This is a genomic window from Paraburkholderia nodosa DSM 21604, from assembly GCF_000519185.1.
Classification (GTDB): Bacteria; Pseudomonadota; Gammaproteobacteria; order Burkholderiales; family Burkholderiaceae; genus Paraburkholderia; species Paraburkholderia nodosa.
Genome location: NZ_JAFA01000003.1, coordinates 137638 through 151384, shown reverse-complemented (window position 1 = coordinate 151384; position 13747 = coordinate 137638). Strand labels below are relative to the sequence as shown.

The 13747-nt window shown below is 66.3% G+C and carries 16 protein-coding genes; 8 read left to right on the top strand and 8 right to left on the bottom strand.

From position 1 onward, the window contains the following. Nucleotides 1–6: 6 nt before the first annotated feature. Nucleotides 7–2016, top strand: coding sequence for an acetyl/propionyl/methylcrotonyl-CoA carboxylase subunit alpha (locus A3CW_RS0105240; RefSeq protein ID WP_028202615.1), 2010 nt, complete (start codon nucleotides 7–9; stop codon nucleotides 2014–2016). 142 nt (nucleotides 2017–2158) lie between these two features. Here the strand turns inward: A3CW_RS0105240 and A3CW_RS0105235 are convergent, their stop codons facing one another. Beyond that, nucleotides 2159–3004 (bottom strand): helix-turn-helix domain-containing protein, encoded by an 846-nt coding sequence (locus tag A3CW_RS0105235; RefSeq protein ID WP_028202614.1) that lies wholly within the window; start codon nucleotides 3002–3004, stop codon nucleotides 2159–2161. A gap of 323 nt (nucleotides 3005–3327) precedes the next feature. On the opposite strand from A3CW_RS0105235, the gene galU reads away from it, so the two are divergent. The 3 genes from galU (at nucleotide 3328) to A3CW_RS0105220 (ending at nucleotide 6514) form a co-directional block, all read left to right on the top strand. Then, the gene (gene galU, locus A3CW_RS45335; RefSeq protein WP_081771542.1) at nucleotides 3328–4272 is read left to right on the top strand and encodes a UTP--glucose-1-phosphate uridylyltransferase GalU; all 945 of its coding nucleotides are present in this window, start codon (nucleotides 3328–3330) and stop codon (nucleotides 4270–4272) included. A 179-nt stretch (nucleotides 4273–4451) separates the two neighbouring features. Continuing rightward, nucleotides 4452–5189 (top strand): response regulator, encoded by a 738-nt coding sequence (locus A3CW_RS0105225; protein WP_028202613.1) that lies wholly within the window; start codon nucleotides 4452–4454, stop codon nucleotides 5187–5189. Then, complete coding sequence (locus tag A3CW_RS0105220; protein ID WP_028202612.1) at nucleotides 5186–6514, top strand: ATP-binding protein; 1329 nt, start codon at nucleotides 5186–5188, stop codon at nucleotides 6512–6514. Before A3CW_RS0105225 ends, A3CW_RS0105220 begins: the two co-directional genes overlap by 4 nt. A 95-nt stretch (nucleotides 6515–6609) precedes the next feature. Here A3CW_RS0105220 and A3CW_RS54245 read toward each other — a convergent pair whose 3' ends face one another. Continuing rightward, entirely contained in the window at nucleotides 6610–6744 is a 135-nt protein-coding gene (locus A3CW_RS54245; RefSeq protein ID WP_281175080.1) for a hypothetical protein, read from the bottom strand. Here A3CW_RS54245 and A3CW_RS52230 point away from each other — a divergent pair. Genes A3CW_RS52230 through A3CW_RS0105200 form a run of 3 tightly spaced genes read left to right on the top strand, consistent with a single transcriptional unit; the run spans nucleotide 6743 to nucleotide 7390 of the window. Then, a complete protein-coding gene (locus A3CW_RS52230) occupies nucleotides 6743–6907 on the top strand; it encodes a hypothetical protein (RefSeq protein WP_154677862.1) in 165 nt (54 codons plus the stop codon). The genes A3CW_RS54245 and A3CW_RS52230 overlap by 2 nt on opposite strands. Before the next feature lie 51 nt (nucleotides 6908–6958). Beyond that, entirely contained in the window at nucleotides 6959–7135 is a 177-nt protein-coding gene (locus A3CW_RS52225) for a hypothetical protein (protein WP_154677861.1), read from the top strand. Nucleotides 7136–7162: 27 nt separating this feature from the next. Then, nucleotides 7163–7390, top strand: coding sequence for a hypothetical protein (locus A3CW_RS0105200; protein ID WP_028202611.1), 228 nt, complete (start codon nucleotides 7163–7165; stop codon nucleotides 7388–7390). Nucleotides 7391–7610: 220 nt separating this feature from the next. On the opposite strand, the gene A3CW_RS0105195 is transcribed toward A3CW_RS0105200, so the two are convergent. Further along, nucleotides 7611–8087, bottom strand: a complete 477-nt coding sequence (locus A3CW_RS0105195; protein ID WP_028202610.1) for a carboxymuconolactone decarboxylase family protein — start codon at nucleotides 8085–8087, stop codon at nucleotides 7611–7613. A gap of 66 nt (nucleotides 8088–8153) precedes the next feature. On the opposite strand from A3CW_RS0105195, the gene A3CW_RS0105190 reads away from it, so the two are divergent. Beyond that, entirely contained in the window at nucleotides 8154–8660 is a 507-nt protein-coding gene (locus tag A3CW_RS0105190; protein ID WP_028202609.1) for a MarR family winged helix-turn-helix transcriptional regulator, read from the top strand. 24 nt (nucleotides 8661–8684) lie between these two features. On the opposite strand, the gene A3CW_RS0105185 is transcribed toward A3CW_RS0105190, so the two are convergent. The 5 genes from A3CW_RS0105185 to iaaH form a co-directional block, all read right to left on the bottom strand. Next, nucleotides 8685–9452, bottom strand: coding sequence for a CDP-diacylglycerol diphosphatase (locus A3CW_RS0105185; RefSeq protein WP_245623543.1), 768 nt, complete (start codon nucleotides 9450–9452; stop codon nucleotides 8685–8687). 155 nt (nucleotides 9453–9607) lie between these two features. Next, on the bottom strand, nucleotides 9608–9910 hold the full coding sequence (locus A3CW_RS0105180) for a DUF6587 family protein (protein ID WP_028202607.1): 303 nt from the start codon (nucleotides 9908–9910) through the stop codon (nucleotides 9608–9610). Further along, a complete protein-coding gene (feoB, locus tag A3CW_RS0105175; protein ID WP_028202606.1) occupies nucleotides 9907–11769 on the bottom strand; it encodes a ferrous iron transporter B in 1863 nt (620 codons plus the stop codon). Before feoB ends, A3CW_RS0105180 begins: the two co-directional genes overlap by 4 nt. Beyond that, complete coding sequence (locus A3CW_RS0105170; RefSeq protein WP_028202605.1) at nucleotides 11766–12017, bottom strand: FeoA family protein; 252 nt, start codon at nucleotides 12015–12017, stop codon at nucleotides 11766–11768. Before A3CW_RS0105170 ends, feoB begins: the two co-directional genes overlap by 4 nt. A 266-nt stretch (nucleotides 12018–12283) precedes the next feature. Then, nucleotides 12284–13738, bottom strand: coding sequence for an indoleacetamide hydrolase (gene iaaH, locus A3CW_RS0105165; protein ID WP_028202604.1), 1455 nt, complete (start codon nucleotides 13736–13738; stop codon nucleotides 12284–12286). Nucleotides 13739–13747: the final 9 nt, after the last annotated feature.

Here is a 13747-nt window from a genome sequence, read left to right as displayed (position 1 = left end):
CAGCACATGTTCAACAAAATCCTGATCGCCAACCGCGGCGAAATTGCGTGCCGGGTTGCGGCGACGTGCAGGCGGCTTGGCGTAAAGAGCGTGGCCGTGTACTCGGACGCCGACGCGAACGCCAAGCACGTCGCGGCCTGCGACGAAGCCGTGCATATCGGCGAAGCGGCCGCGGCACAAAGCTATTTGCGCTATGAGCGCATCATCGACGCCGCGCGTGCCACGGGTGCGCAAGCGATTCACCCCGGCTACGGTTTTCTTTCGGAGAACGAAGACTTTGCCCGCGCGTGCGAAGCGGCCGGCATCGTCTTCATCGGGCCGCCGGTCGAGGCGATCGCCGCCATGGGCTCGAAAGCGGCCGCGAAGGCGCTGATGCATGCGGCGGCCGTGCCGCTCGTGCCGGGCTACCACGGCGACGACCAGGACCCCGCGCTTCTGCAACGCGAAGCCGATGCAATGGGCTACCCCGTGCTGCTCAAGGCGAGCGCGGGCGGCGGCGGCAAGGGCATGCGTGTGGTCGAGCGCAGCGAGGACTTCGCGGCGGCGCTCGCCTCGTGCAAGCGCGAGGCGGCCAGCAGCTTCGGCAACGACCGCGTGCTGATCGAGAAGTACCTCACGCGGCCGCGTCACGTCGAAGTTCAGGTGTTCGCCGACAAACATGGTGGCGCGGTCTACCTGTTCGACCGCGACTGCTCAGTGCAGCGCCGTCACCAGAAAGTGCTCGAAGAGGCGCCCGCGCCGGGTCTCGAAGACGGCGTGCGCCGCGCCATGGGCGAGGCGGCCGTGGCCGCGGCGCGCGCCGTGCACTACGAAGGCGCGGGCACCGTCGAATTCATCATGACGGGCGGCGACTTCTACTTCATGGAGATGAACACGCGCCTGCAGGTCGAGCACCCGGTGACGGAGATGATCACGGGCCTCGATCTCGTCGAATGGCAGTTGCGCGTGGCGGCGGGCGAGCCGCTGCCGCTCGGGCAGTCGCAGCTTTCGATCACGGGCCATGCACTCGAGGCGCGCATTTACGCGGAAAATCCGGCGCGCGGTTTCCTGCCCTCCACGGGCACGCTCAAGCATCTGCGCATGCCGGAGGGCGTCGAGTTCCGGCTCGGTGACGCGGGCCAGCGCGCGAGCGTGCGCATCGACAGCGGCGTGCGCGAAGGCGACACCATCACGCCGTTCTACGATCCGATGATCGCGAAGCTGATCGTGCACGGCGCCACGCGCGAGGACGCGCTTGCGCGTATGAAGCGTGCGCTCGAAGCGTGCGAGGTGGTGGGCCCGCATACGAACGTCGAATTTCTGCAGCGGCTCGTGACCTGTGAGCCATTTGCGAGCGCCGATCTCGACACGGGCCTGATCGAGCGTAACCATGACGCATTGTTCTCGCCGCAGCAGAAGCCGGTTCGCGAAGCGCTCGCGCTCGCGTGTGCAGCGCTGCTGGGCCGTGAGGGCGGCGCGGCGCATGGTGCGTCCCCGTGGCACGCGCTTTCGCACTGGCGCCTGAATAGCGGCTTCGCGCAATCGCTCTCCTGGCGCGATGTCGAAAGCGATACCGCGTTCACAGTGGCGCATACGCATGACGGCGGCGAGGAAACCCTGGCCTATGCGGCGCACGCGGCGCGCTACACGTGGTGGCGCGGCGAGGGCGTGGACGAATACGGCGCGACCATCGGCGACAAGCGCGTATCGGGCCGCGTATTCATCGACGGCGACGTGTTTCATGTGTTCTGCCTCGGCACGGCGATGGCGTTCGAGTGGCAGAACCTGCTCGCGCATGCGGCCGACACGGAGCACGGCGAGGGCCGACTGACTGCGCCCATGCCGGGCAAGGTGATCGCCGTGCTGGTCGAGCCGGGCGCCGTGGTCGAGAAGGGCGCGCCGCTCATCGTCATGGAGGCGATGAAGATGGAGCACACCATTGGCGCGCCTGCGGCTGGTAAGGTCACCGAAGTCTTGTATGGCGTAGGCGACCAGGTGGCCGACGGCGCGCAATTGCTCGTGCTCGAAGCGGCTTGAGGCCGCTTGAAGCGGTCTGACTTGCTGGACCATGAGTTCCTTCCGGCTTCCCCTGTAGCCGGAGAACGCCGTGAGAGTTTTGCCCTGGGGCGCTCTGCTAAAGCGGAGCGCCCTTTTTTTCGCGCTTGCGGACGAGAACCGCTCAGTGTTCCTTCGCGTGCGCGGCGAGCAGTTCCCGATGTCGCGCTTCGGTGGCGTCGTCGGCGGGGAACATGCATTCGAGGCGTAGTTCCTGGGCGGCGATGTTTTGCGGCGTTCCCACGCTCGTCACCATCGAGAAATAGCGAAGCACACTGCCGTCGTCGATGAAACTCAGCGGAATGACCGGCATGGTGGGCGTGCCGGCCGATCCATGACGCGCTTTCCAGTCGCCTGGCACGCCGGGGTACGCGAGCAATTCGTCGAGCAGCGTGCGTGTTTCTTCGTCGATCACACGGCCGACCGCTTCGCGATACACGCGTTGCAGCAAGCTACGCGAAACGTTCTCCCAGTCCGCGAGGAATGGGCGCATGCCCTGAGGATCGAACATCAAACGTAGCAAGTTGCGCGGGCTTGGGTGCGCCGCCATGTCGATGAAGTGGCCGAAGAAGCGCGGCGCGGCGTCGTTGGTCATCAGCACGTTCCAATGCCGATCCATGACGATGGCCGGAAACGGATCGTGCTGGCGAATGACCCGCTCGAGCGCGCGCACGACGTGCTGCATTTCCTGCGCGTTCCACGGCGCTTCCGAATAGACGGGCGCGTAGCCGGCGGCGAGCAGCAGGGCGTTGCGCTCGCGTAGCGGCACGTCGAGCGTCTGTGCAAGGGTCAGCAGCGTGTCTCGGCCCGGCACGCTGCGCCCGCTTTCAATAAAGCTGATTTGCCGCTGGGAAATCCCGGCGTCCAGCGACAAATCGAGTTGACTCACGCCGCGCGCATCCCGCCAATAGCGCAGCAGGGTGCCAAGTTCGCTTTGCGGCGCGTTTGGGTCGGGGCGCGTGGGGTTCATCGGTTCTCCGTGGTTGGGTGCGGACTCGATCGTGTATTGAGGATAGGCGCACATGCGCGGCTCGCCAATTACATGCGATGTAATCGGCGGGCGGCGCAGGAATCGCGCGCTTTGCGTGCGCCGCGTGCGGCCGGCTTCACTCGCGCGCACGTCGCGCAAAAACAGTGCGATGATTGAGTTTGGCTTTTCGGCAGACCTTTCCGGCCGAACCCTGGGAACTTGTCGCCGAGCTGACTCGCCATGGGGAGATACGGGGTCGGAATGCAAAACCCGCGTCCTTCACCATGGTCGTATCGCCCCTCTACGAGACAGGTGAGGTCATCATGCTTGGTGTTCGTAAAGCTGTGTTCCCGGTGGCGGGAATCGATACGAGCTTTCTGCCGGCAACGAAGGCGAGCCCGAAGGAAATGCTGCCGGTCATCGACAAGCCGCTCATCCAATATGCCGTTGAAGAAGCCATCGGTGCAGGCATTACCGAACTGATCTTTGTGACGGGCCGCGGAAAGCGCGTCATCGAAGATCATTTCGACAGGTCCTATGAGGTCGAACACGTGCTGAGGGCGCGCGGCAGGCAGAATCTCGTCGAACTCGTGCAGAGCATCAAGCCGGCCAATGTCGAGTGCGTCTATGTCCGGCAAGCCGAACCGCTCGGTCTCGGGCACGCCGTGCTTTGCGCGGAAAAGCTGATTGGCGACGAACCGTTTGCGGTCGTGCTCGCCGACGATCTGCTCGACGGCAAGCCTCCGGTTCTCGCGCAAATGGTCCATATCTTCAGCCATTACGATTCCTCGGTTCTCGCCGTAGAGGAATTCGAGTCGTGCGAGTCGACGAGTCATGGCGTGATCGACGGCCGGCATTGGGACGAGCGCGTGATCAGCGTGAGCCGCATCATTGAAAAGCCTACGCCCGAACTGGCGCCGTCGAGCTTCGGTGTGGCCGGGCGTTACGTGCTCATGCCGAGCATCTTCGAACATTTGCGCGCGCTGAAACCCGATACGAACGGCGAGATTCAACTCACGCCCGCCATTCATTCAATGCGCGAAGAGGAGCAGGTGCTGGCCTACGAGTTCGTTGGCAAACGCTACGATTGCGGCACCAAGCTCGGTTATGTTCAGGCGACGGTCGACTTCGCCCTGCGGCATGCGGAATTGCAGGAAACCTTCGACGCGTGGCTGCGTGAGCGCATTGGCGCGGCGCAACTGGGTGCGTGGGCCGCGGGTTCGATGCTGAGCCAACCGGCACCGGTCGCGCCCGGGCTCGCGCATTGAAGCCATGGCAGTTGCATAGGAGAATTGAACGATACTCGCGAACGCGCAGCCTCGATAACATGACATCGCATTGACCGGGTGGGATCTGACGATGCCGCCCTTTTTCAAGGCGATGCGAAGAAAGGATTGGTAAGAAACGGTGCAAGGTTCCGCCCCCCGCGCTGCTTTAAAATCGCGGCATGAACCCCAGCGTCCTCATTGTCGACGACGATCCCGTCGTGCGCGATCTGCTGAGCCGCTTCCTGCGCTCGCATAACTTCGATACGGCCGTGCTGCATGACGGCGTCCACCTCCAGCGCCGCCTCGAGCGCGAACGTCCGTCCATTGTGGTGCTGGACATCATGATGCCGGAGACCGACGGCCTCGAGGCCATTGCCGCCTTGCGCGCGGCCGGCGACGACATTCCCGTCATTTTCGTCACCGCGCGCGGCGCCGTGAGCGACCGCATTCGCGGGCTCTCGCTGGGCGCGGACGACTACTTGCCCAAGCCCTTCGATCCGCATGAACTGCTCGTGCGCATCCAGAACATCCTGCGGCGGCGCGGCCCCTCGACCGCCAGCGCACCCGAGGCACGGCGGCGCTACCGGTTCGGCGACTTCGAGCTCGACTTCACGATGCGCACGCTCTCCTGCGGCGACACGCAAATCCCGCTGAGGGAGAGCGAATTCGCGTTGCTGAAGGTATTCGCCACGCATCCCTACAAAGTGCTTTCGCGCACGCTGATCCACGATATCGTGCATCGCGACGAGCGCGAGTTCCACGAACGCAGCCTCGACGTGCCGATCTGGCGCCTGCGCCGCGTGATCGAGGCCGATCCGTCGAATCCGCGCCATATCCAGACCGTGCGCGGCAAGGGTTATGTATTCGTGCCGGACCCGGCGAATTATTCGGAGGCGCACGGCGCAGCAATTCAGTGAGAAGTCCGTTGAATACGCTGTTCGGGCGCATGGCATTGCTCTCGGCGGCGGTTTTGCTTTCCATGCAGCTCGGCTGGTTTTTGCTGCTTGCCCGCCAGCCGCCGCGCCATGAAGTCGATGGCTTCGCACGTGGTGTCCTGCTCGCGCTGCGCGTGGCCAGCGAAGAGCGCACCGGGGGCGGCACGCTGCCGCCCCCGGTGCATCTCGGCGGCTCACTCGAGCCGCCGAAGGATGGCGACCTGAGCGAGGTGTTGCGCGTGCACCGCGTGCCGGTGTGGAACGTGCCCAAGGACGTGCGCCTGCACGAACCGACGCGCAGGCCGCTAGTCGACTTGACACGTCATCTGCGCGAACAATTGCCGCCCGGCACGCAGTTCGCCGTGGACGACGCGCGCCCGCCGCAACTGTGGGTGCGCTTTCCGGGCAGCACGAGCTGGGTCGTCGTGCCGGTCGATATTCCGCCGCCGCCGCACTTCGTCATCGAGGGGATTTCGATGCTGCTGGCGGCGCTCACGCTGTCGTTCCTTGCCGCCTGGCAGATCCAGAAGCCGCTCGCGAGCCTCGCACACGCGGCGCGGCGGTTCGGCACCGGCGAGCGCATTGCGCCGCTCGAAGGCAAGGGGCCGCGCGAACTGCGCGACGTGAGCGCGTCGTTCAACGACATGATGCGCTGCGTGAACGAGGCCGAAGACGACCGCGTGGTGATGCTGAGCGGCATTGCGCACGATCTGAAGACGCCGCTCACGCGGCTCAAGCTGCGCGCGACCCTGATGGCCGAGGAGGCGGAGCGCAACGGCATGCTGCGCGACGTCGATTCGCTCACCCACATCGTCCAGCAGTTTCTGGAGTTCGCGCAACAGTCGCCCGACGCGGGCAGGCTATTGGGCGTCGACGGTTTTCTGCAAAGCCAGTTTGGCAATCCTGACGAAATCGAGGGCGGTAACGGGCCGCTGTTCGTGCTCGATCTGCGTGCAGGTCCCCGGTTCAAGCTCCCGCAGGTCACGCTGGACCGGCTCGTCACGAATCTGGTCGATAACGCGCTCGAGTATGGCGCCCCGCCGGTCGAAATCTCGACGGCGATCGAAGACGGGGCGTTCCTGATACGCGTACGCGATCACGGCGCCGGCATCGAACCCGAGCGCATTCCCGCCGCCATGAGGCCGTTCGTACGCCTGAATGCGGCGCGTGGCGGCGAAGGTCACTGCGGCCTCGGACTGGCCATCGTCGCACGGCTCGCGCGCGACAGCGGCGGCCAATGCGACGTCGAGAACCATCCCGACGGCGGCCTGCTCGTGAAGCTCAACTTTCCTGTCACCCACGGCTGATACGCCGTCACGAAAAAAGAGCGCGCCGAGCCCTCGCGGACCGGCGCGCAAACGTGCCAACGCTTGCAAAAGCGGGCGCTCGTGGACGTCTTGGGTCAGGCGGTCGTGCTGACGAACAGGCCGCTCGCGGCGCCCGAGCCCTGCTGCTGCAGGTTGCTCGCGAGCGTCGTGAGGAATTGCTGAAGCTCGGACGTCGTGCCGCTCGACGAACTGCTCGACGAGGCGCCCATGGCCGTCAAAAGGTTCTGGAAATCGGACGTCAATTCGCTGTCCGAACTGCTGCTACTGCTCGACGAGCTGCTTGCCGTGCTCGAATCGGAGGACGTGCTGCTCGAAGCCGACGAAAGCGTCTGCGCGAGGTTCGAGATCGCCGAAGCGAGATCGCTGCCGTAACCGCCTGCCGACGAGGGCGGCGGCGGCGGCGGGGGCATCATCGCTGCCGCAGTGGTCGTATCGCTCGTATCGCTCGACGTGGACGACGTGCTGGAGCTGGATGCCGTAGTCGCCGACGTAGCGCTTGCCGACGACACCGCGCTGCTGTCGCTGCTGTCGTCCGAAGCCGTCGTGGTGACGCCGCTCTGTTGCGCGGCGGCCTGGAACAGCGCGCCGAGGAATTGCTGAAGCGCGGCGGCAAGCGCATCGGGCGACGTGGACGACGTGCTCGACGTCGAAGCGGTGGAGCCGGAAGAAGAATCGGAACTGGTGGTGCTCGCGGACGCGCTGGCCGTGCTGTCCGAGGTGAAGCCGAGCGACGAGAGCGCCGACGCGATGGCGGCAGCAAGCGGATTGACGTTGTTCGAGTCCGACGAGGCATCCGAAGCCATGGGCATGCCCGACATCTGGCTGGTGCTCGTGGATTGCCCGTCTGCCTGGTAAGCGGCCCAGGTCGAATACAGTGAATTTGAGTTGGATAACGCGCTTATCGACATGTTTAGCCCCCCGGTGAATGTGCGATATGGTCGATGCCCGACCGAGATGGCTGGTCAGGCCACTCAGTCGGCGCAATCGTATGCCGTCTTTCGCCGCGGGAGGCGGCTTTGTAATTCGAGGAAAGAGTTCAGGTAAGGAATGCGTGCAATCCTTACCTTTCCTTTCCTCAGCCTGCTTCGTCGCGCACCGGCGGCGCAAAGCGCAGCGCCACGGCAATGCGGTTCCACGCATTGATATTCGCCACGGCGGCGGTCAAGAACGCCATCTGCTCGCCGGGAAACTGGCGCGCCACGTCTTCGTAGAGCGCGTCGCTCACGCCGTCATGGAGCTTCGCGGTCAGCGCTTCCGTGTAAGCCAGCGCCGCGCGTTCACGCTCGCTGAAGTATTCCGGCGCCTCGTGCCATGCGGCCACGAGATCGAGCTTGACGCCCGGCACGGCTTTCTCGCGTGCAATGTTGAGGTGGTACTGAATGCAGAACGCACAGCCGTTGATTTGCGAGGCGCGGATTTTCAGCAGCTCGGTGAGCGGCTTTTCGAGCCCGGAGGCGTCGACAGCCTTGCTCATGGCTGAGAGCGCAGCGGCCACCGGGGCGGCGTCGCGCACGAAGGTTTCGTAAGCAATGCGGGTAGAAGCGCTGGACATGACTGGACCTCGCGGAGTTTGGCCGTTAATATCAGAGCACGAACATCATATTCGAACTCTGACATCATGCGCAAGACAGCGAGGAAAGACCCGGCTTCGGCAAGGGGCGAGCACGCGAGCGCGATTCCGGCGGTCGGCGAGGGCAAGCGCGGCGAGGCGGGCTATTTCGGCTACCTGCTGCGCCAGGCGGGTGCGGCGCACCGTTTGCGCATGGAACGCGCGCTCGACGATCTCGGCATTACGCCGCCGCAATTCGTCGTGCTGACCATGCTGGTCGCTTACCCCGGCATTTCGGGCGCCGATCTCGCGAGGCTCGCGGCGCTCACGCCGCAAACGGTGAGCGTGATCGTCGCGAATCTGGAGCGCGGCGGCGCGATCGTGCGTCGCCCACACGCGGTGCATGGGCGCATTCAGCAGATCGACGTGACCGATGAGGGCGAGACGCTGCTCAGGCAGTGCCGCGCACGCGTGAAGAAGCTGGAGGCGCACATGGCCGCAGGCTTCACGGCCGAAGAGGAGCAGGTGATACGGCGCTGGCTGGTGAGCATCGCGCGCGAGGACGACGCGCGCTGAAATGCACCCTGGCGCGACTACGCGTTACTGCGAAGCGCTCTTCGTTTGCGCGAGGCTGCACGAATGGTCGAGCAGGCCTTCCGCCGTGCCGGTTCCGCCGTCGACATCGAGCCCGCTGTTCACGACGAGCCAGCCGTTGCGCTTTGCATCGGGGCCGGCGCCCGTCACGAGTATCGTCTGCACGGCCATGGTCTGTTGCGGGCCGAGATCGCGCTCGACCACGCGAAACGGATTATTGCTGTCCGAGAGGCTCGTCACGCGCGTGACGCGGTAGCGCGAGCCGTCGAGCGTGGTCCAGCGCCACGTGCCCGGCGCCATGTCGCCATACGGCGCGAGTGCCTTCGTGATGTCGGGTCGCATGCAATCGACGTGGATATGCAGTTGATTCTGCGTGCGGCGCTCCGAGGAATTGATCTCGAGACCAAGCTGATTGCCGGCGAGCGGCATGCCGAGCTTCGCCTCCACGAAGCGTCCCGCGCCCCATGCGCCGACCCAGTATTCGGGCGCGCCGCCGTAGAGAATCTCGGGGCTCTCGATGCCGCCCACGCGGTCGGTGGGGATCACGAGATACTGCGCGCGCCCTGCGATGTCCTTGAGCACGGCATAGCGCTTCTGGAAGTCGACGGTGGTGCAGGGGCCGGGCTTGCCCGTGTCGCGCATGTTCGGCACGCACTGGCCGCCGACGACTTTCCAGAGACCGTTGGAGTCGACCGCGGAGAGGCGCACACAGGCGCCGGTGGCGGCGAGCGCAACGACTGCGGCCGTGGCTACGGCAAGCCGGGACATCCGCATGAAAGGGGCAAGGCGCAAGGATCGCATCGGCACGAAATGTCTGGGTTCATTCGATCAAACGCGCCGCGCTGCGAAGCCTGCACGCGTCGCGGCGCGACGCAGCGCGCAGTGTAGCGCAATGGCCGTGACAGTCGCTTGTGCGCGGTTGGCGCGGCTTATTTGCGGCGCGGATGAAACGTGACCGGCTGCGTGCTCGATGTGTCCGTTGCCGCAGGCGTCGGTCCGCACGTGCCGCAGGTGCCGCAGCCGTCGCCGCAATCGCCGGTCGCGCCTTTGGGCTGCACGAAGCGCCCGAGGCGCTGTGCGAATGCGCTACGTTGCGGGCGCAACAGTGTGGCGGCCATGGCGGCCTGCACGCGCGTGGCCGTTTTCGGCGCGAGCTTGCGCAGCGTATAGACGAAGCTCGCGGCCACGAGCAGCGCGATCACCGCATATTGCGCGACGAGTCCGGCGGTCATACAAAGTGCCTCGCGATCTGATACGTGACGAACGAGGCCGCATAGGCCACGACGAACATATAGCCGAACGAAACCACGACGGCGCGCCACGAGCGCGTTTCGCGGCGAATCACGGCGAGCGTGGACATGCATTGCGGTGCGAATGCGAACCACACCATCAGCGAGAGGGCGCTGGCAAGCGAGAAGTTCTGCGCGAGCGTGTGGCCGAGCGCGGCGGTATCGGCGTCGCCGGCCGCCACCGAGTACACCGTGGCGAGCGCGGCCACCGCCGTTTCGCGCGCGGCGAACGCGGGGATCAGCGAAAGGCTCATTTGCCAGTTGAAGCCGAGCGGCTCGAACGGCCATTGCAGCGCGCGGCCGAGATAGCCGGCGATGGAGTAATCGATGGCGGGCAGCGTCGCGCCTGCGGGCGGCGAGGGGAACGTGGAGATGAACCACATCAGCACCGTGAGCGCGAGAATGATGCCCGTGAGGCGCTTGAGGAAGATCGCGCCGCGCTCCCACAGGCCGATGGCGACGTCGCGTGCGCGCGGCAGCCGGTACGAGGGCAGCTCCATGAGGAGCGCGTGTTCGCGGTGATCGCGGCGCAGGGTCTTCATGACCCAGCCCACCGCCATCGCGCCGATGATACCGGCGGCGTAAAGCGCGAAGAGCACCAGGCCCTGCAGGTTGAATACGCCGAAGATCATGCGGTGCGGAATGAAGGCGCCGATCAGCAGCGCATAAACGGGCAAGCGCGCCGAGCACGTCATGAGCGGCGCGACGAGGATCGTGGCGAGCCGGTCGCGCGGGTCGGAGATGCTGCGCGTGCCCATCACGCCGGGAATCGCGCACGCGAAGCTCGACAGCAGCGGAATGAACGAGCGTCCGGTGAGCCCCACCGCCACCATCATGCGGTCGAGCAGAAAGGCCGCGCGCGGCAGATAGCCCGACTCCTCCAGCACGAGGATGAAGAAGAACAGCACCAGAATTTCGGGCAGAAAGCCGAGCACGGTGCCGATGCCGCCGAACAGGGCGTCCGTCACGAGGCTGCGCAGCGGGCCGTCGGGCAGCGCCGCGCCGGCGGCCGCGCCGAGCCAGGTGAAGCCGTCGCCGATGGCGTCGGTGAGCGGCTTGCCGAGCGAATACACGGCCTGGAACACGAGGAACATCACGAACGCGAGGATCAGCGGGCCGAGCACAGGGTGCAGCGCGAAGCGGTCGATGGCGTCGTCGCGCGCGTCGGTGGCGCGCGGCATCGTCACGGCGCTCGCGAGGATCGCGCGCACCGTGACGTGCAGGTCGTCGTTGGCCGCTGCCGCCGTTGCGGTTCCTGCTGGCGTCTGGGGTTGTTCAGCCGTCGTGCGCTCGATCAGCTCGATGAGCGCTTGCGCGCCGCCGCGCCGCACGGCCACGGTTTCGACCACGGGCATGCCGAGCTGGCGCGCAAGCTCGGCAACGTTCACCTCGACGCCGCGGCGCTTCGCGGCGTCCATCATGTTCAGCGCGAGCACCATCGGACGCCCTATGCGCTGCACTTCGAGCACGAAGCGCAGATGCAGGCGCAGATTCGTCGCGTCGGCCACGCAGACGATCAGATCCGGCGCGGCCTCGCCCGGGTAGCGGCCGAGCAGCACGTCGTGCGTCACGCGCTCGTCGGGGCTCGTCGAATCGAGGCTGTAGGCGCCCGGCAGATCGAGCAGTTGCACCTTGCGGCCCGAGGGCGTGGCAAAGCGTCCTTCCTTGCGCTCGACCGTCACGCCCGCGTAATTGGCGACCTTCTGGCGCGCGCCGGTCAGCAGATTGAAGAGCGCGGTCTTGCCGCAGTTGGGATTGCCGACCAGCGCCACGCGCAGCGGCGTAACAGGAGCCAGGCTCATTGGGCGGTCTCCCCGTTCGTCGTCACGCTCACGCGCTGCGCTTCCGCGCGCCGCAATGCAAAGCGGGTCGAGCCGATCTGCACGAGCAGCGGGTCCGCGCCCCAGGGTGCGCGTGCAACCACGCGCACGGGCTCGCCCGCAACGAAGCCGAGGTCGCGCAGACGCTGCGCGATCGGGTCGGGGGCATCGATATCCTCGACACGCTCCACGAGGGCGGTCGCTCCTTTGGACAGATCGGTCAGACGCATAGGTGAGGGGCTTGCTTACAACGAATGAGAACTGTTCTCATTGTAGCGGCAGCGCCGTAGTTGTGGCGGCAAATGCGTCTTGAGTCCGTCGATGCGGGCGGGGAACCCACGGCCGAGGCGGGGTAGCGGTGGCGCGTGCGCTTATTTGCCGCAGCCTGCGCGCGGGTGCCCGGCGCCAAGGCCATTTAATCCGGATGGCTAATTGAATGATCGGCGCTGCAAGAATGCACCGCGCGGCTTGCTCGTTGCCAGGGTGGCCCGTGCGCTCAAATCTCCGGCGCAGGCAGCGTCCCGAGAATCGCTTCGAACGCGAGGCCGATCGCGAGCAGCCTGCGGTCGCCGCCGGCCGGACCGTCGAGTTCCAGCCCGACTGGCAAGCGCGCGTCGACCAGACCTGCGGGCAGCGCGAGGCCCGGAATGCCGGCGTTGCTCGCGGGATCGGTGTTGCGCAGATACGCCTCCATCTCGTCGATCGGCGCCGCGCCGTCGATCGACACGCGAGACGAACCGTTCAGCTCGTCGATCGGCACGGCGGCAAGGCGCGTCGTGGGAAAGAGCAGCGCGTCGAGGCCGCTGGCCGCGAAAGTCTGCGCGTAAAGCTGCTGCAGGCGCGGCCGCCACACCGTCATCGCAGCGTGATAGTCGCCGCCGCGCGCGTCGGCGAGCACGGCGTCGTAGGCCGCGCGCACGTCGGGGCTCGCAATGCGCGCGGCGACTTCGGCCACGGTTTGCGCGGGTGCGTGATTCGCAACGAGCCATGCGGCGAGATCGTCGATGGGCTCGTGCAGCGCGATCGCATAGCTCACGCGGTCGTTCAGCGCGAGCAGCTCGCTCATTTCGACTGGCACGAGCGTGACGCCCGCGGCTTCGAGCTTCGCGAGCGCGGTGCGCGCCACGTCTTCGAGCGCGGCTTCGAGACCTTCCCACAGCGGCGCGGGCAGGCCAATGCGCAGATTCGTCACGGCGGCCGGCGAAAGCGGGCCGTGCCCGGTGATCACGGCGTCGAGCAGTGCGACATCGGCTACCGTGCGCCCCATCGGCCCGACCGTGTCGCGCGTGTGGCTGATCGGCACGACGGCCTGCGGGTCGTGATAGCGGCGCTGCGTGCCGCCGTCGCCCACGCTCGGGCGCAAGCCGACAATGCCGCACAGCGCGGCGGGAATGCGCGTGGAGCCGCCGGTGTCGGTGCCGAGTCCGGCGGGCACGATGCGCGCCGCAATGGCGGCCGCCGTGCCGCCGGAGGAGCCGCCGGAAATTCGTTCGGGATCCCAGGGGTTGCGCACGGGCCCCGCATGCGGCGCGAGATTCGTGCTGGTGATGCCGAACGCCAGTTCGTGCATGTTGGCCTTGCCGAGCAGGATCGCGCCGGCATCGACGAGACGCTGGACCGAAGGCGCGTGACGGGCGGGCAAGAAGCCTTCGAGCGCGGGCGTGCCGGCCGAGGTTTGCAGGCCGCGCGTATTGATGTTGTCCTTCACGACCACGGGCAGTCCGGCGAGCGGCAGACGCGCGCGCTCGTTTGCGCCGAGCGCGTCGATGCGCTGCGCGGCGGCGAGTGCGCCTTCCACGTCGAGCACGGTTAGCGCGTTGAGGTTGGAGAGCGCCTGCGCGCGCGCGAGCAGCGTGGCGACGTAGTCGGCGGCCTTCAGTTGCCCCGCGTGGATAGCCTCGATGGCTTGCGTTGCGCTCAGTTCCAGTTGCTGGTCGACAGTCCAGGTCATGCAGCGTTC

Coding starts and splice junctions, on each gene's coding strand:
- A3CW_RS0105180 (WP_028202607.1), bottom strand. CDS start 9,910: ATGACCGCCGGACTCGTCGCGCAATATGCGGTGATCGCGCTGCTCGTG.
- A3CW_RS0105235 (WP_028202614.1), bottom strand. CDS start 3,004: ATGAACCCCACGCGCCCCGACCCAAACGCGCCGCAAAGCGAACTTGGC.
- galU (WP_081771542.1), top strand. CDS start 3,328: ATGCTTGGTGTTCGTAAAGCTGTGTTCCCGGTGGCGGGAATCGATACG.
- A3CW_RS0105225 (WP_028202613.1), top strand. CDS start 4,452: ATGAACCCCAGCGTCCTCATTGTCGACGACGATCCCGTCGTGCGCGAT.
- A3CW_RS54245 (WP_281175080.1), bottom strand. CDS start 6,744: ATGGGCGCCTCGTCGAGCAGTTCGTCGAGCGGCACGACGTCCGAGCTT.
- A3CW_RS0105185 (WP_245623543.1), bottom strand. CDS start 9,452: ATGCGGATGTCCCGGCTTGCCGTAGCCACGGCCGCAGTCGTTGCGCTC.
- A3CW_RS0105195 (WP_028202610.1), bottom strand. CDS start 8,087: ATGTCCAGCGCTTCTACCCGCATTGCTTACGAAACCTTCGTGCGCGAC.
- feoB (WP_028202606.1), bottom strand. CDS start 11,769: ATGAGCCTGGCTCCTGTTACGCCGCTGCGCGTGGCGCTGGTCGGCAAT.
- iaaH (WP_028202604.1), bottom strand. CDS start 13,738: ATGACCTGGACTGTCGACCAGCAACTGGAACTGAGCGCAACGCAAGCC.
- A3CW_RS52230 (WP_154677862.1), top strand. CDS start 6,743: ATGGCCGTCAAAAGGTTCTGGAAATCGGACGTCAATTCGCTGTCCGAA.
- A3CW_RS0105170 (WP_028202605.1), bottom strand. CDS start 12,017: ATGCGTCTGACCGATCTGTCCAAAGGAGCGACCGCCCTCGTGGAGCGT.
- A3CW_RS0105240 (WP_028202615.1), top strand. CDS start 7: ATGTTCAACAAAATCCTGATCGCCAACCGCGGCGAAATTGCGTGCCGG.
- A3CW_RS0105190 (WP_028202609.1), top strand. CDS start 8,154: ATGCGCAAGACAGCGAGGAAAGACCCGGCTTCGGCAAGGGGCGAGCAC.